The following is a 22,756-nucleotide window of genomic DNA, read 5'->3' on the forward strand; positions in this document are numbered from 1 at the left end:
AGGCCGGGCCGCACAGGCGGCGATGTAGATCGGGTGGGGGGATGACGACTACTTGTAGCGGTAGACGATCCGGCCACGGGACAGGTCGTACGGGCTGAGCTCCACGACGACCCGGTCCTCGGGGAGGATCCGGATGTAGTGCTGCCGCATCTTGCCCGAGATGTGCGCGAGAACCTTGTGCCCGTTGGCCAGCTCCACGCGGAACATCGCGTTCGGCAGGGCCTCGACCACGCTGCCCTCGATCTCGATGACACCGTCCTTCTTTGCCATGTCCTCCGCTAACTCTCGTCTGTGTCTCTCGACGGACTGCTGCCACGCGCCTCCGGCCGGCCGTGGCGGCACCAGGACAGGACGTCGGGAACGTGGATCGCGTGCTTCCGCGCGACACGCCGACATCCTCTGCCCGGCGGAACGACTCGGTCGACTCCGCGAGCTCGGGTCGGCACGCACGACGGACTACACCCGACAGGCCATCCTACTCCATCCGGGGCGGACGGCAACCTTGACCTCGGTCACAGGGGCACCGGCCGGACGCCGAAGGGTTCGAGCCCTGCTGCGCCCAGGTCGTGCGCCGTCAGCACGGCCACCCCGCCGTCCACGACGGCCACCGTGTGCTCCCAGTGCGCGGCCCGCGAACCGTCGGTGGTGACCACGGTCCAGCCGTCCGGCAGCACGTCGGTCCTCGGGCCGCCGAGCGTGACCATCGGCTCCACGGCCAGGCACATCCCCGGACGCAACCGCGGCCCGCGGTCGGTGGCGGCGAAGTTGAGCACGTCGGGCGGCTGGTGCATGGCCGTTCCGATCCCGTGGCCTGTGTACTCCTCGACCAGACCGTACTCGGCCCCGAGGAGCTCGGCGGACAGCTCGACGGAGGCCTCGACGGCCACGCCGACGTCACCGACGCGCCGGCCCTCGGCGAGCGCGGCGATCCCGGCCCACATCGCGGTCCGGGTGGTCCGCACGAGGCCCTGCCCCTCCGCGTCCGCGACGCCGGGCGCGTCGTCGTCGACCGCTCCGTGCTCCCCCAGGAGGAAGGAGAGCGCGGAGTCACCGTGCCAGCCCTCCACGACCGCACCGCAGTCGACGGAGACCAGGTCGCCGGCGGCGAGCACCCGCCGGCCCGGGATGCCGTGGACGACCTCCTCGTTCACCGACGTGCAGATCGACGCCGGGAACCCGTGGTAGCCCAGGAAGGACGGCTCCGCGCCGGCCTCGGCGATCGCACCGGCGGCGACGACGTCCAGGTCGCCCGTCGTCATCCCCGGGCGAGCGGCTGCCCGCACCGCGGCGAGCGCGTCCGCCACAACCAGCCCGGCACGTCGCATGAGGCGTACCTGGTCGAGGCTCTTGAGCTCGATCCGCGGGCGCGAACGGAACACGCCGGCTCAGCCGAGCTGCTGAGCGAGCGCGGCGACGATGCGGTCCGTGACCTCGGAGATCTCGCCGAGGCCGTCGACCTGGGCGAGGATGCCACGCTCGGCGTAGGCCGCCGTGAGCGGTGCCGTCTCCGCGTCGTAGATGTCCAGCCGACGCTCGATGGCCGCGGGGGTGTCGTCCTCCCGGCCCTCGACCTCCGCGCGCTTGGCGATGCGCTCGAGCAGCTCGTCGCGCGCCGCCGTCAGCTCGATGACGCCGTCGAGCTCCCAGCCGAGGTCACCGAGGATGGCGTCGAGCGCCTCGACCTGGTGGGCGTTGCGGGGATAGCCGTCCAGCAGGAAACCTGCGTGGACGTCGTCCTCCGCCAGCCGGTCGCGGACCATCGAGTCGGTGACCTCGTCGGGGACCAGCTCACCCTTGGCCGAGTACTCCTGCGCGAGCTTGCCCAGCTCCGTGCCGCCCGCGATGTTGGCACGGAAGATGTCTCCGGTGGAGATCGCGGGGATCTCGAAGATCTCCGCGAGGCGGGCCGCCTGGGTGCCCTTGCCGGCCCCCTGCGGGCCCATGATCACCAGACGCGTGACGCGTCCCTCGGCGCTGGGGGCACCGTGGAGCTCGCGGCGGGTGGTCGGGGTGTTCGTCTCGGTCAACGGAGGAACCCTTCGTAGTGTCGCTGCTGGAGCTGGGAGTTGACCTGCTTCACGAACTCGAGGCCGACGCCGACGATGATGAGGATCGACGTGCCACCGAACGGGATGTTCGTCGTGATACCGAGGAGGACCAGCACCAGCGTCGGGATGAGCGCGACGATGGCGAGATAGAGCGCGCCTGCCGACGTGATGCGGGTGATCACGAAGTCGAGGTACTCGGCCGTGGGCCGGCCGGCGCGGATACCGGGGATGAAGCCCCCGTACTTCTTCATGTTGTCCGCGACCTCGTCCGGGTTGAACGTGATCGACGTGTAGAAGAACGCGAAGAAGATGATCATCAGGACGTACAGGGCGATGTACAGCGGCTGGTTCTGCTGAGCGATGTTGTTCGAGATCCAGATGACCCAGTCCGCCGTCTGGTCGCCGAACTGGGCGAGGAGAGCAGGGATGGCGAGGATCGACGCGGCGAAGATCACCGGGATGACGCCGGCCATGTTGATCTTGATCGGGATGTAGGTGCTCGTCCCGCCGTACATGCGGCGCCCCACCATGCGCTTGGCGTACTGCACGGGGATCCGGCGCTGCGACTGCTCGACGAACACGACCATGCCGATGACCAGGATGATGACCAGGATCATGATGATGAAGTTCAGCGGGCCGTTGGCGCCGCCGGCGATCGACCACAGGGCCGTCGGGAAGCTCGCCACGATCGAGGTGAAGATCAGCAGCGACATGCCGTTGCCGATGCCCTTCTCGGTGATGAGCTCGCCCATCCACATGACCAGGCCGGTGCCTGCCGTCATGGTCACGACCATGAGCGCCGCCGTCACGAAGCGGTCGTCGACGACCACGTCGAGGCCGCAGCCCGGGAAGAGCAGGCCGGTGCGCGCCGTCGTGATGATCGTCGTCGACTGCAGGATCGCCAGGGCGATCGTCAGGTAGCGCGTGTACTGCGTCAGCTTCGCCTGGCCCGACTGCCCCTCCTTGTGGAGCGCCTCGAAGCGAGGGATGACCACGCGCAGGAGCTGCGTGATGATGCTCGCCGTGATGTACGGCATGATGCCGAGGGCGAAGACGGACAGCTGCAGGAGCGCGCCACCACTGAAGGTGTTGACGAGGCCGAGCAGCGAGGTCTCGCTCTCGATCGTCGCCACGCACTGCTGGACGTTGGCGTAGTCGACGCCCGGCGTCGGGATGAACGACCCCACGCGGAACAACGCCATGATGGCGATCGTGAACAGCAGCTTGCGCCGCAGGTCCGGTGTCCGGAAAGCCCGGCCGAATGCGCTGAGCACCTATCCTCCTGACCCGCCGCGGCGGGGTGTCGTGTCGCCGGAGTCCGGCGAGGTGTGGTGCGCCCCGTCGCGGCCGTGGCCGCGGCGTCGGCGCACCGACTCGGTCGTGGTCCGGCCGGGATCCCCGACGATCACCGCTCGCGTCGCGAACGTCGCGAACAGATCGGACCGTGACGGATTCTACGTGCCTCGGGAAGTGACCTGGGCCACGTGCGTCGAACGAAAGTAGCAGATCGGCCGATCTCGGTCGTTCCCCGAGGCCGTCCCGAGCCGGTCGTCACCCGTCCCGGGACAGCACGGAGGGCCGGCGGCGCACGCGCGCCACCGGCCCTCTGTCAGTTCTCAGTCCTCCGAGACGGAGCCACCGGCCGCCAGGATCTTCTCCTTGGCGGACGCCGAGACCGCGTCGACCGCGATCTCCAGCTTCACGGTGACCTCGCCCGTGCCGAGCACCTTCACCGGCTGACCGGAGCGGACCGCGCCCTTGGCGACGAGGCCCTCGACGGTGACGGAGCCACCCTCCGGGTACAGCGCGGCGAGCTTGTCCAGGTTCACGACCTGGTACTCGACGCGGAACGGGTTCTTGAAGCCACGGAGCTTCGGCAGGCGCATGTGCAGGGGGACCTGCCCGCCCTCGAAGCCCGCGGGGACCTGGTAACGAGCCTTCGTACCCTTGGTACCGCGGCCCGCCGTCTTACCCTTCGACGCCTCACCACGACCCACACGGGTCTTGGCCTTCTTGGCGCCGGCGGCCGGACGCAGGTGGTGGACCTTCAGCGGCTGGGCCGCCTTCTTGTCGGTGCTGTCGGCCATGATCACTCGACCTCCTCGACGGTGACGAGATGCGCCACCGTGGTGACCATGCCACGGATCTCCGGGCGGTCCTCCTTCACGGCGGTGTCGCCGATCCGCTTGAGGCCGAGGGTCCGCAGCGTGTCACGCTGGTTCTGCTTGCCGCCGATGGCGGACTTGACCTGGGTGACCTTGAGGCGAGCCATCACGCACCCACCTTCTCGTCGGCCTTCTTCTCGCTCTTGGCGGCGAGACCGGCGGCCTGGGCCCGCAGGAGCGCGGCCGGGGCCACGTGCTCGAGCGGCAGACCACGACGCGCGGCCACGGCGGCCGGCTCCTCGAGGCCCTTGAGGGCCGCGACGGTGGCGTGGACGATGTTGATCGCGTTCGACGAACCGAGCGACTTGCTCAGCACGTCGTGGATACCGGCGCACTCCAGCACGGCACGCACCGGACCACCGGCGATCACACCGGTACCCGGGGAGGCCGGACGCAGGAACACGACGCCGGCGGCCTCCTCACCCTGGATGGGGTGCGGGATGGTGCCCTGGATGCGCGGGACGCGGAAGAAGTTCTTCTTCGCCTCCTCGACACCCTTGGCGATCGCCGAGGGCACCTCCTTGGCCTTGCCGTAGCCGACGCCGACGGTCCCGTCGGCGTCACCCACGACGACCAGGGCGGTGAAGCTGAAGCGACGACCACCCTTGACGACCTTGGAGACGCGGTTGATCGTGACCACGCGCTCGACGAAGGCGTTCTTGTCGTCGCGGGGGTTGTTGCGGCGGTCGTCGCGCTTGGAGCGGCGACCGTCGTTCTTGGACTCGTTGGCGCCCTGGGGGGCGCCGGTGTTGCGCTGCCCTGCAGCCATCAGAGGATCCTCATCTTCCGTGCGAAAGTGGTCGTCATCACAGCGCCAGACCGCCTTCGCGGGCGCCGTCGGCGACCGCAGCCACCCGACCGTGGTACTTGTTGCCGCCGCGGTCGAAGACCACGGCGTCGATCCCGGCGGCCTTGGCGCGCTCGGCGACGAGCTCGCCGACCTTGCGGGCCTTGGCGGTCTTGTCGTCGCCGGAGGCGCGCATGTCGGCCTCGAGCGTCGAGGCGGACGCCACGGTCTTGCCGAGCGTGTCGTCGACGACCTGCGCCACCATGTGGCGCGAGGAGCGGGTCACGACGAGGCGGGGACGCTCCGCGGTGCCCTTGATCTTCTTGCGCAGGCGAAGGTGACGGCGCTGACGAGCGACGCTCTTGCCCTTGCCCAGAACCTTGAGAGCCATCACTTACCAGCCTTTCCGACCTTGCGACGGACGACCTCGTCGGCGTAGCGCACACCCTTGCCCTTGTACGGCTCGGGCTTGCGGATCTTGCGGATGTTCGCCGAGACCTCGCCCACCTGCTGCTTGTCGATGCCGGACACCGAGAACTTCGTCGGGCTCTCCACCGCGAAGGTGATGCCATCGGGGGCGGTGACCTTCACCGGGTGCGAGAAGCCGAGGGCGAACTCGAGGTCGCTGCCCTTGGCGGTCACGCGGTAACCGGTGCCGACGATCTCGAGCTTCTTCTCGTAGCCGTTGGTCACGCCGGTGATCATGTTGGCCAGCAGGGTGCGGGTGAGGCCGTGCAGGGCACGGGACTCACGCTCTTCGTCGGGACGGGCGACCCTGAGGGTGCCGTCCTCCTGCTCGACCGTGATGGGGGCGGGCACCGTGTGCTCGAGGGACCCCTTGGGGCCCTTCACAGTCACGAGCGCGCCGCTGATGGTGACGTCCACGCCGGCCGGGACCGGAACGGGGAGCTTGCCGATTCGAGACATTGGCGTCTCTCCTTTCCGATTACCAGACGTAGGCGAGGACTTCGCCGCCCACACCCTTGTCCTGCGCCTGACGGTCAGTCAGAAGGCCGGAGGAGGTGGACAGGATGGCCACGCCGAGGCCGCCGAGGACCTTGGGCAGATTGGTGGACTTCGCGTAGACACGCAGACCAGGCTTGGACACACGGCGCACGCCGGTGAGGGCGCGCTCGCGGCTCGGGCCGTACTTGAGGTCGATGGTGAGGTTCTGCCCCACCGTCGCGTCCTCGACGGACCAGCCGGTGATGTAACCCTCGGCCTGCAGGATCTCCGCGATCCGCGACTTCAGCTTCGAGAACGGCATCGTGACCGTGTCGTGGTGCGCCGAGTTCGCGTTGCGCAGACGCGTCAGCATGTCTGCGATCGGGTCGGTCATAGTCATATCGGGCTCCAGCCCTTCCTCGCCGGGGTATCCGTGCGGTGCTCGGAGGAGCACCGCACGGACCTACGGCGTAGTTGTTTTACCAGCTGCTCTTGGTGACGCCGGGGAGCTCACCACGGTGGGCCATCTCCCGCAGGCAGATCCGGCACAGGCCGAACTTGCGGTAGACCGAGTGCGGACGACCGCACCGCTGGCACCGGGTGTAGGCGCGCACGGCGAACTTCGGCTTGGCGTTCGCCTTGTTGATCAGGGCCTTCTTCGCCATGTCAGTTCTCCTTGAAGGGGAAACCGAGACGGCGCAGCAGGGAGCGGCCCTCGTCGTCGGTCGTCGCCGTGGTCACGACCGTGATGTCCATACCACGGACCCGGTCGATCTTGTCCTGGTCGATCTCGTGGAACATCGACTGCTCCGTGAGACCGAACGTGTAGTTGCCGTGCCCGTCGAACTGCTTCGGGCTCAGACCGCGGAAGTCGCGGATTCGCGGCAACGCGACCGACAGCAGCCGGTCGAGGAACTCCCACATGCGGTCGCCGCGCAGCGTGACGTGCGCGCCGATCGGCATGCCCTCACGCAGCTTGAACTGCGCGATGGACTTCTTCGCGCGGTTGATCTGCGGCTTCTGACCGGTGATCGCGGTCAGGTCGCGGATCGCGCCCTCAATGAGCTTCGAGTCCTTGGCCGCGTCACCGACACCCATGTTGACGACGATCTTCGTCAGACCGGCGACCTGGTGGAGGTTCGAGTGACCGAACTCCTCCTGGAGCGCGGACAGGATCTCCTCGCGGTACTTCTGCTTGAGGCGCGGCAGGGCCGGGGCCTCGACAGTCGTCTCGGTCATCAGATGTCCTTCCCGGAACGCTTGGCGTAGCGGACGCGCACGGTACGGGTGCGACCGTCCTGCTCGACCTCCTCGAGGCGGAACCCGACGCGGGTCGGCTTCTTGGTCTCGGGGTCGACCAGCATCACGTTGGAGACGTGGATCGGCGCCTCGACGGTCTCGATGCCACCCGTGCGGGTGCCACGCGACGTCTGGCCGGCCTTCACGTGCTTGGTCACGCGCTGGATGCCCTCGACGACGACACGGTCGCTGTCGGTGAGCACCTCGAGCACACGGCCCGTCTGGCCCTTGTCGCGACCAGAGATCACCTGGACCTGGTCGCCCTTCTTGATCTTCGCCATGGTCAGAGCACCTCCGGGGCCAACGAGATGATCTTCATGAACCGCTTGTCGCGCAGCTCGCGACCCACGGGGCCGAAGATGCGCGTACCGCGCGGCTCGCCGTCGGTCTTGAGGATCACGGCGGCGTTCTCGTCGAACTTGATGTAGGAACCGTCGGGACGACGGCGCTCCTTGACGGTCCGGACGATGACGGCCTTGACCACGTCGCCCTTCTTCACGTTGCCGCCCGGGATCGCGTCCTTGACGGTGGCGACGATGGTGTCGCCGATACCGGCGTAGCGACGTCCGGACCCACCGAGAACGCGGATGCAGAGAATCTCCTTGGCACCCGTGTTGTCGGCGACCCGCAGTCGCGACTCCTGCTGGATCATCGATTGATCTCCTGTCGTCGAGCCGGTTCTCGGCCCGGGCTTTCCCGGGCGAGCCTTGCCGAACGGATAGTTGCTGTGGTGGGGACCCGACGCATACGTGTGTCACACCGCGCCCCCACCGGGAAGGACAGTCTTACTTGGCCTTCTCGAGGATCTCCACCAGTCGCCACCGCTTGGTCGCGGACAGCGGGCGGGTCTCCATGATGACGACCAGGTCGCCGATGCCGGCGCTGTTCTGCTCGTCGTGCGCCTTGACCTTGTTGGTACGGCGCATGACCTTGCCGTAGAGCGGGTGCTTCACGCGGTCCTCGACCTCGACGACGATGGTCTTGGCCATCTTGTCGCTGACGACGTATCCGCGACGCACCTTGCGGGTTGCCCGCTCCTCGGTGGTCACCGTCTCGGTGTTCTCGCTCATCAGTGCCTCACTCACTCACGCTCGGGGCCGTACGGATGCCGAGCTCGCGCTCGCGCAGGACCGTGTAGATCCGCGCGATGTCACGCTTGACCGCCTTGAGGCGGCCGTGCGACTCGAGCTGGCCGGTGGCGGCCTGAAAGCGCAGGTTGAAGAGCTCCTGCTTCTGCTCCTTGAGCTTCGCGACGAGGGTCTCGTCGTCGAAGCCGTCGAGGTCGGCCGGGGCAAGCCCCTGGGTACCGATAGCCATCAGTTCGCACCACCTTCGCGCACCACGAAACGGCACTTCATCGGGAGCTTGTGCATCGCACGGCGCAGGGCCTCACGAGCAAGCTCCTCAGGGACTCCGGCCAGCTCGAAGACGATACGGCCGGGCTTGACGTTGGCGACCCACCACTCGGGCGAACCCTTACCGGAACCCATGCGGGTCTCGGCAGGCTTCTTGGTGAGCGGCCGGTCCGGGTAGATGTTGATCCAGACCTTGCCGCCACGCTTGATGTGGCGGGTCATCGCGATACGAGCAGCCTCGATCTGACGGTTGGTGACGTAGGCCGGCTCGAGAGCCTGGATGCCGTAGTCGCCGAACGAGATCGTGGTGCCACCCTTGGCCATGCCGGAGCGCTTCGGGTGGTGCTGCTTGCGGTGCTTGAGCCTGCGCGGGATCAGCATGACTCAGGCCTCCGTTCCGGACTCGGGGGCCGCGGCCTGCTCGGCCGGGGCCGGCGCGTCGGACGCTGCGGTGCCCTCGGCAGCGGACTGCTGCTTCGGCTGCGACGGACGCTCGTTGCGGTCGTTGCGGCGCGGGCCACCACGACGCTCGGGGCCACCACGGCCACCACGGCCCTGGCGGGGACCGGCGGCGGCCTGCTGCGCGGCGAACTCCTTCTCGGTCATGTCGCCCTTGTAGACCCAGACCTTCACGCCGATGCGGCCGAAGGTCGTGCGGGCCTCGAAGAAGCCGTAGTCGATGTTCGCGCGGAGGGTGTGCAGGGGCACGCGGCCCTCGCGGTAGAACTCCGAACGGCTCATCTCGGCGCCGCCGAGACGGCCGGCGACCTGCACGCGGATACCCTTCGCGCCGGCACGCTGCGCGGACTGGATGCCCTTGCGCATGGCACGGCGGAACGAGACACGGCTCGCCAGCTGCTCGGCGATGCCCTGCGCGACGAGCTGGGCGTCGATCTCCGCGTTCTTGACCTCGAGGATGTTCAGCTGCACCTGCTTGCCGGTGAGCTTCTCGAGCTCACCGCGGATGCGGTCGGCCTCAGCACCACGACGGCCGATGACGATGCCCGGACGCGCCGTGTGGATGTCCACGCGGACGCGGTCGCGGGTGCGCTCGATCTCGACCTTGGAGATGCCGGCCCGTTCGAGACCGGTGCTCATGAGCTTCCGGATCTCGACGTCCTCACGGACGTAGTCGCGGTACCGCTGCCCAGGCTTGGTGCTGTCGGCGAACCAGCGCGACCGGTGGTCGGTGGTGATGCCGAGGCGGTACCCGTGCGGGTGAATCTTCTGCCCCACTATCGGGCCCCTTCCTTCTGCTCACGCGGTGCGACGACCACGGTGATGTGGCTGGTGCGCTTGAGGATCTGGCTCGCACGCCCCTGGGCCCGCGGTCGGAACCGCTTGAGAGTCGGGCCCTCGTCCACGTACACCTCGGAGACCACGTACTCGGTCTCGTCGAAGCGCTCGCTCGCGCGGTCGGCCTTGACCCGGGCATTCGCCACAGCGGACTCGACGACCTTGCGGACCGGCTCGCTCGCGGCCTGCGGCGCGAACTTGAGCACCGCGACGGCCTCGACGGCCTGCTTGCCACGGATGAGGTCCACGACGCGCCGGGCCTTCTGGGGCGTGACACGGACGAACCGCGCCTGCGCCTTGGCTTCCATTGCTGTCCTGCTTCCTTTTCTCAGACCGTCAGGGTCGCCCCGCTCAGCGGCGGCGGCCCTTCTTGTCGTCCTTCACGTGGCCGCGGAAGGTCCGCGTGGGAGCGAACTCGCCGAGCTTGTGGCCGACCATCGCCTCGGTCACGAAGACCGGGGTGTGCTTACGACCGTCGTGCACGGCGAAGGTGTGACCGAGGAAGTCGGGCGTGATGACCGACCGACGGGACCAGGTCTTGATGACGTTCTTGGTCCCCTTCTCGTTCTGGACGTCCACCTTCTTCTGCAGGTGGTCGTCGACGAAGGGGCCCTTCTTCAGGCTACGAGGCATCTGTCAGGCTCCTATCAGCGCTTCTTGCCGGTGCGGCGACGGCGGACGATCATCTTGTCGCTCGACTTGTTCGGACGGCGGGTCCGGCCCTCGGGCTGTCCCCAGGGGCTGACCGGGTGGCGACCACCGGAGGTCTTGCCCTCACCACCACCGTGCGGGTGGTCGACGGGGTTCATGACGACACCGCGGACGGTCGGGCGGATGCCCTTCCAGCGGTTGCGGCCGGCCTTGCCCCAGTTGATGTTCGACTGCTCGGCGTTCCCGACCTCGCCGACCGTCGCGCGGCAGCGCAGGTCGACGTTGCGGATCTCGCCGGACGGCATGCGCAGCTGGGCGTAGGGGCCGTCCTTCGCGACGAGCTGCACGGAGGCACCCGCGGAGCGGGCGATCTTCGCGCCGCCACCGGGGCGGAGCTCGACGGCGTGCAGGACGGTACCCGTCGGGATGTTGCGCAGCGGCAGGTTGTTGCCGGGCTTGATGTCGGCGCCGGGACCGGCCTCGACGGTGTCACCCTGCGACAGCTTGTTCGGCGCCACGATGTAGCGCTTGGTGCCGTCCGCGTAGTGCAGCAGCGCGATGCGCGCCGTGCGGTTCGGGTCGTACTCGATGTGCGCGACCTTGGCCGGCACGCCGTCCTTGTCGTGACGACGGAAGTCGATCACGCGGTAGGCGCGCTTGTGGCCACCACCCTTGTGGCGGGTCGTGATCCGACCGGAGTTGTTGCGACCGCCGGTCTTCGACAGCGGACGAACCAGCGACTTCTCCGGCTCAGAGCGCGTGATCTCGACGAAGTCGGCAACGCTCGAGCCGCGGCGGCCGGGCGTCGTCGGCTTGTGCTTACGGATTCCCATGGAAGTTGTCCTCGATCTGCTCTCGTCCGGCTCAGCCGACCGGACCACCGAAGATGTCGATCGAACCCTCGCGGAGGGTGACGATCGCACGCTTCGTGTCCTTGCGCTTGCCCAGGCCGTAACGCGTACGACGCGTCTTGCCCTTGCGGTTGATCGTGTTCACCGAGGCGACCTTGACACCGAAGACCTGCTCGACCGCGATCTTGATCTCGGTCTTGTTGGCGTCCGGGTCCACGACGAAGGTGTACTTGCCCTCGTCGAGGAGGTTGTAGGACTTCTCGGAGACGACCGGCGCGATCAGGATGTCGCGCGGGTCCTTCGTCACGGCGGTCACTTGGTGGCCTCCTTCTCGGATGCTGCCTCGACCTCGGCCTCTGCCTCCGTCGCGACCGCCTTCACCGACTTGCCCGTGGTCGGGCCCGCCACGAACGCGTCGAGCGCGCCCTGGGTGAAGACGACGTCGTCGGAGACGAGCACGTCGTAGGTGTTCAGCTGGTCCGCCGTCAGCAGGTGGACCTGCTCGACGTTGCGGAGCGACTTGATGGTCAGCTCGTCCGAGCGCTCCGTGACGACCAGCACGTGCTTGCGGTCCGTCAGCTTCGCGATCGTGCTGAGCGCGGTCTTGGTCGACGGGACACCGTCGATGCCGAAGCCCGACACCACGTGCACGCGACCCGCGCGAGCGCGGTCCGAGAGGGCACCGCGCAGGGCGGCCGCCTTCATCTTCTTCGGCGTGCGCTGGTCGTACTTGCGCGGCTGCGGGCCGTGGACGGTGCCACCGCCGGCGAACTGCGGGGCGCGGGTCGAACCCTGACGGGCGCGGCCGGTGCCCTTCTGCTTGTACGGCTTGCGACCACCGCCGCGGACCTCGCCGCGGGTCTTGGTGGACGCCGTGCCCTGACGCGACGCAGCGCGCTGGGCGACGACCACCTGGTGGATCAGCGGGACGTTCGTGGCGACGTCGAAGACCTCGGCGGGGAGCTCGGCGGTGCCGGACTTCTTGCCGGTGGCGTCGAGCACGTCGACGTTCAGGTTAGCCATCTGTCTCAGGCTCCCTTCGCGGCGGTACGGACGAGGACGATGCCGCCCTTCGGACCCGGGACCGCGCCCTTGACGAGCAGCAGACCCTTCTCCGCGTCGACCGCGTGGACGGTCAGGTTCTGGACGGTCTTGCGGGCGTGGCCCATGCGACCGGCCATCCGCATGCCCTTGAACACGCGCGAGGGCGTGGAGGCGCCGCCGATCGAACCCGGCTTGCGGTGGTTGCGGTGCGCACCGTGCGAGGCGCCCACGCCGGAGAAGCCGTGACGCTTCATGACGCCGGCGGTGCCCTTGCCCTTGGTGGTTCCGACGACGTCGACCACGGCCCCGGCCTCGAAGGCCTCGGCGGTGATCTCCTGGCCGGTGGTGTACTCACCGGCGTTGTCGGTACGGACCTCGACGACGTGACGGCGCGGCGTGACGCCGGCCTTCTCGAAGTGGCCCTTGAGCGGCTTGGTGACCTTGCGGGGGTCGATCTGCCCGGCAGCGAGCTGGACGGCGGCGTAGCCGTCGGCCTCCGCGTCGCGGACCTGCGTCACCACGTTGGTGGGGACGGCGACGACGGTGACCGGCACGAGCTTGCCCGCGTCGTCCCACGTCTGCGTCATGCCGAGCTTGGTGCCGAGCACCGCGGTCATGTTCTTCTGCTGGTTGGTCATGATCTCCAGCCTCAGAGCTTGATCTCGATGTTCACGTCAGCCGGCAGATCGATGCGCATCAGCGAGTCGACCGCCTTCGGCGTGGGATCGATGATGTCGATCAGGCGCTTGTGCGTGCGCATCTCGAAGTGCTCACGGCTGTCCTTGTACTTGTGAGGCGACCGGATGACGGTGAAGACGTTCTTCTCCGTCGGCAGCGGCACCGGACCCACGACCGTCGCACCAGCGCGTGTCACCGTGTCGACGATCTTGCGCGCCGAGCTGTCGATGACCTCGTGGTCGTAGGACTTGAGCCGGATGCGGATCTTCTGTCCCGCCATGGCGTCGTCTGACTCTCTCTCTCGAACCGCTAATGTCCGACCCCCGCGCTCGGGCGTGTCGCATAGTGCGAGACGCTCGGGCGCACGCCTGTCCGGCGTTGGGGCCGTTGATTGTGGACCGCTGCGCGGACCACGACGTATGTCCAGCCTGTCGAAACACGTGTGTGCGTGGGGCGTTCCGCGTATCGACAGCAGGCATCCCCACGACCCCCTCCGAGGAGGGTGACCGCTCCTGGTGACACCACCGGCCTGGAGGCCGTGGCGTGCACCGCGGTGCTACACACTGTTCGACACGAGAAAGAACGCGCCCGTGACAGGCAACTTGACCATCTTGCCATACGAGGACCCGGGAGACCAAGTCCTCAGGGGTGTGACGCCGGACGCACCCGAGGCCCGGGCCCCGCGAAGGGGGCCCGGGCCTCGGACGGACCGGTGGAGCTCAGCTCCCCGAGGTCACCGAGTGATCAGGAGATCACTTGATGATCTTGGTGACACGGCCGGAACCGACCGTGCGGCCACCCTCACGGATGGCGAAGCCGAGGCCCTCCTCCATGGCGATCGGCTGGATCAGCTCGACCGACATGTCGGTGTTGTCGCCCGGCATGACCATCTCGGTGCCCTCGGGCAGCGTGATGACACCGGTGACGTCGGTGGTCCGGAAGTAGAACTGCGGACGGTAGTTCGAGTAGAACGGGTTGTGACGGCCACCCTCGTCCTTGCCCAGGATGTAGACCTGCGCCTCGAAGTTCGTGTGCGGGGTGATCGAACCCGGCTTCACGACGACCTGGCCGCGCTCGACGTCCTCACGCTTGAGACCACGCAGGAGGAGACCGGTGTTGTCGCCGGCCTGCGCCTGGTCCATCTGCTTGTGGAAGGTCTCGATACCGGTGACCGTCGTCTTCTGCGGGGAGCGGATGCCGACGATCTCGACCTCGGAGTTGATGTCGAGCGTGCCACGCGCCACCTTGCCGGTGACGACCGTGCCACGGCCGGTGATCGTGAAGACGTCCTCGATCGGCATGAGGAACGGCTTGTCGAGCTCGCGGACGGGCTCGGGGACGTTCTCGTCCACGGCCTCCATGAGCTCCAGGATCTTCTTGGTCCACTCGGGGTCACCCTCGAGGGCCTTCAGACCGGAGACGCGCACGACCGGAGCGTTGTCGCCGTCGAACTCCTGCGACGACAGCAGCTCGCGGACCTCCATCTCGACGAGCTCGAGGAGCTCCTCGTCCTCGACCATGTCGGACTTGTTCAGCGCCACGAGCAGGTAGGGGACGCCCACCTGGCGGGCCAGGAGGACGTGCTCGCGCGTCTGGGCCATCGGGCCGTCCGTCGCGGCGACCACGAGGATGGCGCCGTCCATCTGCGCCGCACCCGTGATCATGTTCTTGATGTAGTCGGCGTGCCCCGGCGCGTCCACGTGAGCGTAGTGACGGTTCGGCGTCTCGTACTCGATGTGGGCGATGTTGATCGTGATGCCGCGCTGCTTCTCCTCCGGCGCGGCGTCGATCTCGTCGAAGTTCTTCAGGGTGTTCGACGGGAGGTCGGGGTACGTCTCGGCGAGCGTCTTCGAGATCGCGGCCGTCAGCGTCGTCTTACCGTGGTCGACGTGACCGATGGTGCCGACGTTGACGTGCGGCTTGGTCCGCTCGAACTTGGCCTTAGCCACTGGGGTCCTCCTGGGACTTGGGTAGATGTTCCGAACGTTGCGAGTGTCGGCCGATCAAGCCTAACCCTCGGGGCGTTGCGGTTTCCTACAGGTTGATGGTTGTGCAGGTGTTCGACCTGTGGGGACTCACTCGCCCCGGGTCTTCTTGATGATCTCCTCAGCCACGGCCTTGGGAACCTCGCCGTAGCTGTCGAACTGCATCGAGTACACGGCGCGGCCCTGCGTCTTGGAACGCAGGTCCCCGATGTACCCGAACATCTCGCTCAACGGTACCTGGGCGCGCACGACCTTGACGCCCGTGGCATCCTCCATGGACTGGATCAGTCCACGACGCGAGTTGATGTCGCCGATGACGTCGCCCATGTACTCCTCGGGCGTGCGCACCTCGACGGCCATGAGGGGCTCCAGCAGCACCGGGTCGGCGCGGCGGACACCCTCCTTGAACACCATGGAGCCGGCGATCTTGAACGCCATCTCCGAGGAGTCGACGTCGTGGTACGCCCCGTCGATGAGCGTGGCCTTGACGCCGACCACCGGGAAGCCGGCCAGCACACCCTGCTGCATGGCCGCCTGGATACCGGCGTCCACCGACGGGATGTACTCGCGCGGGATCCGACCACCGGTGACCGCGTTGTCGAACTCGTAGAGCTCGCCCTCCGTGGTCTCCAGCGGCTCGAAGGTCACCTGGACCTTCGCGAACTGACCCGACCCACCGGTCTGCTTCTTGTGCGTGTAGTCGATCTTCTCCGCCTTGCGACGGATCGTCTCGCGGTACGCGACCTGCGGCTTGCCGACGTTGGCCTCGACCTTGAACTCCCGCTTCATGCGGTCGACCAGGATGTCGAGGTGGAGCTCGCCCATACCGCCGATGACGGTCTGGCCGGTCTCCTCGTCCAGCTTCACGCGGAACGTCGGGTCCTCCTCGGCGAGCTTCTGGATCGCCGTGGAGAGCTTCTCCTGGTCCGCCTTGGTCTTCGGCTCGATGGCCACGTCGATCACGGGCTCCGGGAAGGTCATCGACTCGAGGATGACCTGGGAGTCCGGCGCGCTCAGGGTGTCACCGGTGGTGGTGTCCTTGAGCCCGATGAACGCGTAGATGTGGCCGGCCTGGGCCTCGGGGACCGGGTTCTCCTTGTTGGAGTGCATCTGGAAGAGCTTCCCGATGCGCTCCTTCTTGCCCTTGGTCGTGTTGTAGACCTGGGCGCCCTGCTCCACCTTGCCCGAGTACACCCGGACGTAGGTGAGCTTGCCGAAGAACGGGTGCGAGGCGACCTTGAAGGCCAGCGCCGAGAAGGGCTCCGAGGCGTCGGAGTGACGCTCGATGATCTTCTCCTCGTCCTTGGCGTCGTGGCCCTGGACGGCGGGGACGTCCAGCGGCGACGGCAGGTAGTCGATCACGGCGTCGAGCATGGGCTGCACGCCCTTGTTCTTGAACGCCGAACCGCACAGGACCGGGAACGCCTCGGAGTTGACGACGAGCTTGCGGATGCCGCCCTTGATCTCGTCGATCGTGAGCTCTTCACCGCCGAGGTACTTCTCGAGCAGCTCCTCGTCCGTCTCCGCGACGGCCTCGATGAGCTCGCTGCGGTACTCCTCGGCCTTCTCCTGGAGGTCGGCCGGGATGTCCTCGATCTCGTACTTCTCGCCGAGCGCGGTCTCGCCGTGCCAGACCAGCGCCTTCATCTGCAGCAGGTCGACGACGCCGGTGAAGTCGTTCTCGGCACCGATCGGCAGCTGGATGACCAGCGGCTTGGCCTTGAGGCGCTCGACGATCGTCTTGACCGTGAAGTAGAAGTCGGCACCCAGCTTGTCCATCTTGTTGACGAAGCAGATGCGCGGGACGTCGTACTTGTCGGCCTGACGCCACACCGTCTCCGACTGCGGCTCGACACCCTCCTTGCCGTCGAACACGGCGACGGCACCGTCGAGGACGCGGAGCGAACGCTCCACCTCGACCGTGAAGTCCACGTGCCCGGGGGTGTCGATGATGTTGATCTGGTTGTCGTTCCAGTAGCAGGTCGTCGCGGCGGACGTGATCGTGATGCCGCGCTCCTGCTCCTGCTCCATCCAGTCCATCGTCGACGCACCGTCGTGCGTCTCACCGATCTTGTAGTTGACACCCGTGTAGTACAGGATGCGCTCGGTGGTGGTGGTCTTGCCGGCATCGATGTGGGCCATGATGCCGATGTTGCGGACCTTCTTCAGGTCGGTCAGCACGTCGAGTGCCACGGTGTCTTACCCCTCGGGTCAGTGGGACGTCGGAACCGGTGCGGAGACCCGGCGTCTGCCGGCTCCAGATCCGCGGACGACCCCGGGATGCTCCCGGGGTCGTCCCAGCGCATCACCAGCGGTAGTGCGCGAAGGCCTTGTTGGACTCGGCCATCTTGTGCATGTCCTCGCGGCGCTTGACCGCGGCACCGAGGCCGTTCGAGGCGTCGAGGATCTCGTTCATCAGACGCTCGGTCATCGTCTTCTCACGGCGAGCGCGGGAGAAGTCGGTGAGCCAGCGCAGCGCCAGCGTCGTCGACCGGGACGGCCGGACGTCCACCGGGACCTGGTAGGTCGCGCCGCCGACTCGGCGGGAGCGGACCTCGAGGGCCGGACGGACGTTCTCGAGCGCACGCTTGAGGACGACGACCGGGTCCTGGTCGGTCTTGTCGCGGACGCCCTCGAGGGCGCCGTAGACGATCGACTCGGCGGTGGACTTCTTGCCGTCGAGCAGGACCTTGTTGATCAGCTGCGTCACGACGGGCGACCCGTAGACGGGGTCGACGATGAGCGGCCGCTTGGGGGCCGGACCCTTACGAGGCATCAGGCCTTCTCCTTCTTCGCGCCGTACCGGGAACGCGCCTGCTGACGGCCCTTGACACCCTGGGTGTCGAGCGCGCCGCGCACGATCTTGTAGCGGACACCGGGAAGGTCCTTCACACGGCCGCCGCGCACGAGCACGATCGAGTGCTCCTGCAGGTTGTGACCGACACCGGGGATGTAGGCCGTGACCTCGATGCCGGAGGAAAGCTTCACACGCGCGACCTTGCGGAGCGCGGAGTTCGGCTTCTTGGGGGTGGTGGTGTACACACGGGTGCACACGCCGCGCCGCTGAGGGGAACCCTTGAGGGCCGGGGTCTTCGACTTCCCGGCCTTCGAGGTCCGGCCCTTGCGGACGAGCTGCTGGATCGTAGGCACTACGTCTCCGTCGTCTCTCGAGCTCACGAGGGCCTGGTGGCCCTCGACGGTGGTCTGTCTGGCTTGTGCGTGCCGATCGCAGGCGGCACCCGCGATCCTCACGGACCGCAACGCCACTTACCACCGGCTCGATGGCCCGGGTCCGCTCCCCCGTCCTTGCGAACGGTCCGAGCGGTCATCCGGGATGCTCGTGCACGCATCGGCGGCGCCTCCGGCGGCTCTCCCGAGAGGTGCTGTGGAGCACTCCTCGGGCGACCAGCGGGATGCACGGTGCGACGGCACGGGCACGGCTTCCTAGGCTACCGCCGGAAACAAGCGGGGTCAAAGGGCGAGACGGCGGCCCCGCTGTGACGTCCGTCGCCCCGCCCGGCGACAACCCCGACGACCGCACCTACCCGCACCTACCCGCACCGATGCACCCCAGCCGCCTCCGCCGTCGTCCCGCGACCGTTCCGCAGCAACGACGACGGCGCGGGGAGACCCGCCGTCGTTCCGGTCGTCCGCATTCCCGAAGTGGAGCGCCCCCAGGGGCGCGTGAACGCGACCGGAACGACGGCGGGTCTCCCCGCGCCGTACAGGAATCAGCGGAAGTCGCCGAAGTCCAGGTCCTCCAGCGGGATCGCCTCGCCCGAGCCCATGCCGAGCGTCGGGAAGTCGATCTCGTCGTAGCCGAAGCTCGGGTAGAGCTCCGCCTTGGCCTGCTCGGTCGGCTCGACCTCGATGTTCCGGTAGCGGGGCAGACCCGTACCGGCCGGGATGAGCTTACCGATGATGACGTTCTCCTTGAGGCCCAGCAGCGGGTCCCGACGGCCGCTCATCGCCGCCTCCGTGAGCACCCGCGTCGTCTCCTGGAAGGAGGCGGCCGAGAGCCACGAGTCGGTGGCGAGCGAGGCCTTCGTGATGCCCATCAGCTCCGGACGGCCGGCAGCCGGCTGGCCACCCTCCGCCACGGCCTTGCGGTTCGCGTCCTCGAAGCGGGTGCGCTCGGCGAGCTCACCCGGCAGCAGCGCGGCGTCCCCGGCGTCCAGCACGGTCACGCGACGCAGCATCTGCCGCACGATGACCTCGATGTGCTTGTCGTGGATGTCCACACCCTGCGACCGGTACGTGTCCTGCACCGCGTCGACGAGCTGCTTCTGGGCGGCACGCGGGCCGAGGATGCGCAGGACCTTCTTCGGGTCCACCGCACCCTGCACCAGCTGCGTGCCGACGGCCACGTGGTCGCCGTCGGCGATCAGCAGGCGCGCACGCTTGGTGACGGGGTAGCGGATCTCCTCGCCGCCGTCGTCCGGCGTGAGCACGAGGTGACGCGTGCGCTCCGTGTCCTCGATCGTGACACGACCGGTGTACTCCGCGATGGGCGCCTCACCCTTCGGGGTACGGGCCTCGAAGAGCTCGGTCACACGGGGCAGACCCTGCGTGATGTCCTCCGCGGAGGCGACACCACCGGTGTGGAAGGTACGCATCGTCAGCTGCGTGCCCGGCTCACCGATCGACTGCGCCGCGATGATGCCGACGGCCTCGCCGATGTCCACGAGCTTGCCCGTGGCCAGGGAGCGGCCGTAGCACTTGGCGCAGGTGCCGACGCGCGACTCGCAGGTCAGGACCGAGCGGACCCGGACCTCCTCGATGCCGGCGGCGATCACCTTGTCGATGATGATGTCGCCCGCGTCGGAGCCGGCCTCGGCGATGACCGTGCCGTCCTCCGCCACGACGTCCGTGGCGAACGTGCGCGAGTAGATCGAGGTCTCCACGCGAGCGTCCGGCACCAGCTGGTCGCCGATCCGCTCGGCCACCGGCAGCGGCAGACCGCGCTCGGTGCCGCAGTCCTCCTCGCGGATGATGACGTCCTGCGAGACGTCGACGAGACGACGCGTCAGGTAGCCGGAGTCCGCCGTCCGCAGCGCCGTGTCCGCGAGGCCCTTGCGGGCACCGTGGGAGGCGATGAAGTATTCGAGGACGGACAGGCCCTCGCGGTAGTTGGACTTGATCGGGCGCGGGATGATCTCGCCCTTCGGGTTCGCCACGAGACCGCGCATACCGGCGATCTGACGGACCTGCATCCAGTTACCACGGGCGCCCGAGGAGACCATGCGGTACAGCGTGTTCCGCTCGTCGTTCTCGAGGTGCGTCCGCATGACCGCGGCGATCTTGTCGGTCGCCTGGGTCCAGATCTCGATGAGCTCCTGACGGCGCTCGTCGTCCGTGATCAGGCCCTTCTCGTACTGGCCCTGGACCTTGAGCGCACGCGCCTCGTGCTCGTCGAGGATCTCGTTCTTCTCGACCGGCATCGCGACGTCGGTGATCGAGATCGTCACGCCCGAGCGGGTCGCCCACCGGTAGCCGGCGTCCTTGAGCGCGTCCAGCGACGTCGCGACGTCGACCTTGGGGTAGCGCTCCGCCAGGTCGTTGACGATCGTCGAGAGCTCCTTCTTGCCGACGATCTCGTTCTGGAACGGGTAGTCGACGGGAAGCGCCTCGTTGAAGAGCGTCCGGCCGAGCGTGGTCGTGAACAGGAGCGTCTGCCCCGGCTCCCAGCCCTCAGGGGCCTCGAAGCCGCGCGTCGGCGCCACCAGGTCCGACATCCGGAGCTTGATCGACGCGTTGATGTCGAGCTCGCCACGGTCGAAGGCCATGATCGCCTCGGCCTGCGAGGAGAACACCCGGCCCTCGCCCTTGGCCCCCGGACGGTCCGCCGTCAGGTGGTGCAGACCGATGATCATGTCCTGGGAGGGCATGGTCACCGGGCGGCCGTCCGACGGCTTGAGGATGTTGTTGCTCGAGAGCATGAGGATGCGGGCCTCGGCCTGCGCCTCCGCGCTCAGCGGCAGGTGGACGGCCATCTGGTCACCGTCGAAGTCGGCGTTGAACGCGCCGCAGACGAGCGGGTGCAGGTGGATGGCCTTGCCTTCGACGAGCTGCGGCTCGAACGCCTGGATACCCAGGCGGTGCAGGGTGGGCGCACGGTTCAGCAGCACGGGGTGCTCGGTGATGACCTCCTCGAGCACGTCCCACACCACGGAACGCGTCCGCTCGACCATGCGCTTGGCCGACTTGATGTTCTGCGCGTGGTTGAGCTCCACGAGCCGCTTCATCACGAACGGCTTGAACAGCTCGAGCGCCATCTGCTTCGGCAGGCCGCACTGGTGCAGCTTGAGCTGCGGGCCGACCACGATGACCGAACGGCCCGAGTAGTCGACGCGCTTGCCGAGCAGGTTCTGGCGGAACCGGCCCTGCTTGCCCTTGAGCATGTCGGAGATCGACTTCAGCGGACGGTTGCCGGGACCCGTGACCGGGCGGCCGCGGCGGCCGTTGTCGAACAGCGAGTCGACGGCCTCCTGCAGCATCCGCTTCTCGTTGTTGACGATGATCTCGGGCGCACCGAGGTCGAGCAGCCGCTTGAGGCGGTTGTTCCGGTTGATGACGCGGCGGTACAGGTCGTTGAGGTCCGACGTCGCGAAGCGGCCACCGTCGAGCTGCACCATCGGGCGCAGGTCCGGCGGGATGACCGGCACGGCGTCGAGCACCATGGCCGACGGCGAGTTCGTCGTCGTCAGGAACGCGTTGACGACCTTGAGGCGCTTGAGCGCCCGGGTCTTGCGCTGCCCCTTGCCGCTGCGGATGATCTCGCGCAGCGTCTCGGCCTCGGCCTCCAGGTCGAAGCTCTCGAGACGCTTCTGGATCGCCGCGGCGCCCATCGAGCCCTCGAAGTAGGTGCCGTAGCGGTCGACGAGCTGCCGGTACAGCATCTCGTCACCCTCGAGGTCGGCGACCTTGAGGTTCTTGAACCGGTCCCAGACCTGCTCCAGGCGGTCGAGCTCCGCGTCCGAGCGCTTGCGCAGCTGCGCCATCTCGCGCTCGGCGGAGTCGCGCACCTTGCGGCGCGCGTCGGCCTTGGCACCCTCGGCCTCGAGCTCGGCCAGGTCGGCCTCGAGCTTCTGGGCGCGGGTGTTGATGTCGTTGTCGCGGCGGTCGGTGATCTCCTTCTTCTCCAGGTCGATCTCGTTCTGGAGGTTCGGGAGGTCTTCCTGGCGCGCCTCGTCGTCGACCCACGTGATCATGTAGGCCGCGAAGTAGATGACCTTCTCCAGGTCCTTCGGCGCCAGGTCGAGCAGGTAGCCCAGGCGGGAGGGCACACCCTTGAAGAACCAGATGTGCGTGACGGGGGCGGCGAGCTCGATGTGACCCATGCGCTCACGGCGCACCTTGGACCGCGTGACCTCGACACCGCAGCGCTCGCAGATGATGCCCTTGAAGCGCACCCGCTTGTACTTGCCGCAGTAGCACTCCCAGTCCCGGGTGGGGCCGAAGATCTTCTCGCAGAAGAGCCCGTCCTTCTCCGGCTTGAGGGTGCGGTAGTTGATGGTCTCGGGCTTCTTCACCTCGCCGTGCGACCAGGCACGGATGTCGTCGGCCCTGGCCAGGCCGATACGCAGCTCGTCGAAGACGTTGACGTCGAGCAAGATGTCCTACTTCCTCAAAGCTTTTCGGATGTTCCGTAG

30 protein-coding genes are annotated in these 22,756 nt (G+C 67.7%); all 30 read right to left on the bottom strand.

Annotated elements, in window-relative coordinates; translation table 11 throughout:
• Positions 1–48: 48 nt before the first annotated feature.
• The gene (gene infA, locus BCL65_RS09175; protein WP_012867920.1) at positions 49–270 is read right to left on the bottom strand and encodes a translation initiation factor IF-1; all 222 of its coding nucleotides are present in this window, start codon (positions 268–270) and stop codon (positions 49–51) included.
• Between the two features lie 242 nt (positions 271–512).
• On the bottom strand, positions 513–1,379 hold the full coding sequence (gene map, locus BCL65_RS09180) for a type I methionyl aminopeptidase (protein WP_106267282.1): 867 nt from the start codon (positions 1,377–1,379) through the stop codon (positions 513–515).
• A gap of 6 nt (positions 1,380–1,385) precedes the next feature.
• The gene (locus BCL65_RS09185; protein WP_165799982.1) at positions 1,386–1,943 is read right to left on the bottom strand and encodes an adenylate kinase; all 558 of its coding nucleotides are present in this window, start codon (positions 1,941–1,943) and stop codon (positions 1,386–1,388) included.
• Positions 1,944–2,023: 80 nt separating this feature from the next.
• The gene (secY, locus tag BCL65_RS09190) at positions 2,024–3,322 is read right to left on the bottom strand and encodes a preprotein translocase subunit SecY (protein WP_106267286.1); all 1,299 of its coding nucleotides are present in this window, start codon (positions 3,320–3,322) and stop codon (positions 2,024–2,026) included.
• Between the two features lie 342 nt (positions 3,323–3,664).
• Positions 3,665–4,135, bottom strand: coding sequence for a 50S ribosomal protein L15 (gene rplO / locus BCL65_RS09195; RefSeq protein ID WP_106267433.1), 471 nt, complete (start codon positions 4,133–4,135; stop codon positions 3,665–3,667).
• 2 nt (positions 4,136–4,137) lie between these two features.
• Positions 4,138–4,320 carry a 50S ribosomal protein L30 gene (rpmD, locus tag BCL65_RS09200; RefSeq protein ID WP_106267288.1) on the bottom strand — a complete coding sequence of 61 codons (183 nt, stop codon included), beginning with the start codon at positions 4,318–4,320 and terminating at the stop codon, positions 4,138–4,140.
• Positions 4,320–4,982 (bottom strand): 30S ribosomal protein S5, encoded by a 663-nt coding sequence (gene rpsE, locus BCL65_RS09205; protein WP_106267290.1) that lies wholly within the window; start codon positions 4,980–4,982, stop codon positions 4,320–4,322. Before rpsE ends, rpmD begins: the two co-directional genes overlap by 1 nt.
• A gap of 37 nt (positions 4,983–5,019) precedes the next feature.
• The gene (rplR, locus tag BCL65_RS09210; protein WP_106267292.1) at positions 5,020–5,391 is read right to left on the bottom strand and encodes a 50S ribosomal protein L18; all 372 of its coding nucleotides are present in this window, start codon (positions 5,389–5,391) and stop codon (positions 5,020–5,022) included.
• Positions 5,391–5,927 carry a 50S ribosomal protein L6 gene (gene rplF / locus BCL65_RS09215; RefSeq protein ID WP_106267294.1) on the bottom strand — a complete coding sequence of 179 codons (537 nt, stop codon included), beginning with the start codon at positions 5,925–5,927 and terminating at the stop codon, positions 5,391–5,393. Before rplF ends, rplR begins: the two co-directional genes overlap by 1 nt.
• Positions 5,928–5,946: 19 nt before the next feature.
• Entirely contained in the window at positions 5,947–6,345 is a 399-nt protein-coding gene (gene rpsH, locus BCL65_RS09220) for a 30S ribosomal protein S8 (RefSeq protein ID WP_106267296.1), read from the bottom strand.
• A gap of 79 nt (positions 6,346–6,424) precedes the next feature.
• On the bottom strand, positions 6,425–6,610 hold the full coding sequence (locus BCL65_RS09225; protein ID WP_013837851.1) for a type Z 30S ribosomal protein S14: 186 nt from the start codon (positions 6,608–6,610) through the stop codon (positions 6,425–6,427).
• 1 nt (position 6,611) lies between these two features.
• Positions 6,612–7,184 carry a 50S ribosomal protein L5 gene (gene rplE, locus BCL65_RS09230; RefSeq protein ID WP_106267298.1) on the bottom strand — a complete coding sequence of 191 codons (573 nt, stop codon included), beginning with the start codon at positions 7,182–7,184 and terminating at the stop codon, positions 6,612–6,614.
• A complete protein-coding gene (rplX, locus tag BCL65_RS09235; protein WP_106267300.1) occupies positions 7,184–7,525 on the bottom strand; it encodes a 50S ribosomal protein L24 in 342 nt (113 codons plus the stop codon). The genes rplE and rplX overlap by 1 nt, the downstream gene beginning before the upstream one ends.
• Before the next feature lie 2 nt (positions 7,526–7,527).
• The gene (gene rplN / locus BCL65_RS09240; protein WP_106267302.1) at positions 7,528–7,896 is read right to left on the bottom strand and encodes a 50S ribosomal protein L14; all 369 of its coding nucleotides are present in this window, start codon (positions 7,894–7,896) and stop codon (positions 7,528–7,530) included.
• Between the two features lie 133 nt (positions 7,897–8,029).
• Complete coding sequence (gene rpsQ / locus BCL65_RS09245; RefSeq protein ID WP_106267304.1) at positions 8,030–8,314, bottom strand: 30S ribosomal protein S17; 285 nt, start codon at positions 8,312–8,314, stop codon at positions 8,030–8,032.
• A 7-nt stretch (positions 8,315–8,321) separates the two neighbouring features.
• Positions 8,322–8,561 (bottom strand): 50S ribosomal protein L29, encoded by a 240-nt coding sequence (gene rpmC, locus BCL65_RS09250; protein ID WP_106267305.1) that lies wholly within the window; start codon positions 8,559–8,561, stop codon positions 8,322–8,324.
• Positions 8,561–8,980: a 50S ribosomal protein L16 gene (rplP, locus tag BCL65_RS09255; protein WP_106267307.1), complete on the bottom strand. Its 420-nt coding sequence runs from the start codon at positions 8,978–8,980 to the stop codon at positions 8,561–8,563. Before rplP ends, rpmC begins: the two co-directional genes overlap by 1 nt.
• Before the next feature lie 3 nt (positions 8,981–8,983).
• Positions 8,984–9,835 (bottom strand): 30S ribosomal protein S3, encoded by an 852-nt coding sequence (gene rpsC / locus BCL65_RS09260; RefSeq protein ID WP_106267309.1) that lies wholly within the window; start codon positions 9,833–9,835, stop codon positions 8,984–8,986.
• The gene (rplV, locus tag BCL65_RS09265) at positions 9,835–10,203 is read right to left on the bottom strand and encodes a 50S ribosomal protein L22 (RefSeq protein WP_106267310.1); all 369 of its coding nucleotides are present in this window, start codon (positions 10,201–10,203) and stop codon (positions 9,835–9,837) included. The genes rpsC and rplV overlap by 1 nt, the downstream gene beginning before the upstream one ends.
• A 43-nt stretch (positions 10,204–10,246) precedes the next feature.
• Positions 10,247–10,528 carry a 30S ribosomal protein S19 gene (gene rpsS, locus BCL65_RS09270; RefSeq protein WP_036953289.1) on the bottom strand — a complete coding sequence of 94 codons (282 nt, stop codon included), beginning with the start codon at positions 10,526–10,528 and terminating at the stop codon, positions 10,247–10,249.
• A gap of 14 nt (positions 10,529–10,542) precedes the next feature.
• Positions 10,543–11,379: a 50S ribosomal protein L2 gene (gene rplB, locus BCL65_RS09275; protein ID WP_106267312.1), complete on the bottom strand. Its 837-nt coding sequence runs from the start codon at positions 11,377–11,379 to the stop codon at positions 10,543–10,545.
• 31 nt (positions 11,380–11,410) lie between these two features.
• On the bottom strand, positions 11,411–11,713 hold the full coding sequence (gene rplW, locus BCL65_RS09280) for a 50S ribosomal protein L23 (RefSeq protein ID WP_106267314.1): 303 nt from the start codon (positions 11,711–11,713) through the stop codon (positions 11,411–11,413).
• Positions 11,710–12,420 (bottom strand): 50S ribosomal protein L4, encoded by a 711-nt coding sequence (gene rplD, locus BCL65_RS09285; RefSeq protein WP_106267316.1) that lies wholly within the window; start codon positions 12,418–12,420, stop codon positions 11,710–11,712. Before rplD ends, rplW begins: the two co-directional genes overlap by 4 nt.
• Before the next feature lie 5 nt (positions 12,421–12,425).
• Positions 12,426–13,079 (bottom strand): 50S ribosomal protein L3, encoded by a 654-nt coding sequence (gene rplC, locus BCL65_RS09290; protein ID WP_106267317.1) that lies wholly within the window; start codon positions 13,077–13,079, stop codon positions 12,426–12,428.
• An 11-nt stretch (positions 13,080–13,090) separates the two neighbouring features.
• Positions 13,091–13,399 carry a 30S ribosomal protein S10 gene (gene rpsJ, locus BCL65_RS09295; RefSeq protein WP_013837837.1) on the bottom strand — a complete coding sequence of 103 codons (309 nt, stop codon included), beginning with the start codon at positions 13,397–13,399 and terminating at the stop codon, positions 13,091–13,093.
• Between the two features lie 472 nt (positions 13,400–13,871).
• Complete coding sequence (tuf, locus tag BCL65_RS09300; RefSeq protein WP_106267319.1) at positions 13,872–15,068, bottom strand: elongation factor Tu; 1,197 nt, start codon at positions 15,066–15,068, stop codon at positions 13,872–13,874.
• Between the two features lie 126 nt (positions 15,069–15,194).
• On the bottom strand, positions 15,195–17,297 hold the full coding sequence (gene fusA / locus BCL65_RS09305; RefSeq protein ID WP_106267321.1) for an elongation factor G: 2,103 nt from the start codon (positions 17,295–17,297) through the stop codon (positions 15,195–15,197).
• Positions 17,298–17,409: 112 nt separating this feature from the next.
• On the bottom strand, positions 17,410–17,880 hold the full coding sequence (gene rpsG, locus BCL65_RS09310; RefSeq protein ID WP_106267322.1) for a 30S ribosomal protein S7: 471 nt from the start codon (positions 17,878–17,880) through the stop codon (positions 17,410–17,412).
• A complete protein-coding gene (rpsL, locus tag BCL65_RS09315; protein ID WP_106267324.1) occupies positions 17,880–18,254 on the bottom strand; it encodes a 30S ribosomal protein S12 in 375 nt (124 codons plus the stop codon). The genes rpsG and rpsL overlap by 1 nt, the downstream gene beginning before the upstream one ends.
• Before the next feature lie 581 nt (positions 18,255–18,835).
• Positions 18,836–22,717, bottom strand: a complete 3,882-nt coding sequence (locus BCL65_RS09320) for a DNA-directed RNA polymerase subunit beta' (RefSeq protein ID WP_106267326.1) — start codon at positions 22,715–22,717, stop codon at positions 18,836–18,838.
• Between the last annotated feature and the right edge of the window lie 39 nt (positions 22,718–22,756).

The sequence above is a fragment of the Isoptericola halotolerans genome, assembly GCF_003003075.1.
Classification (GTDB): domain Bacteria; phylum Actinomycetota; class Actinomycetes; order Actinomycetales; family Cellulomonadaceae; genus Isoptericola; species Isoptericola halotolerans_A.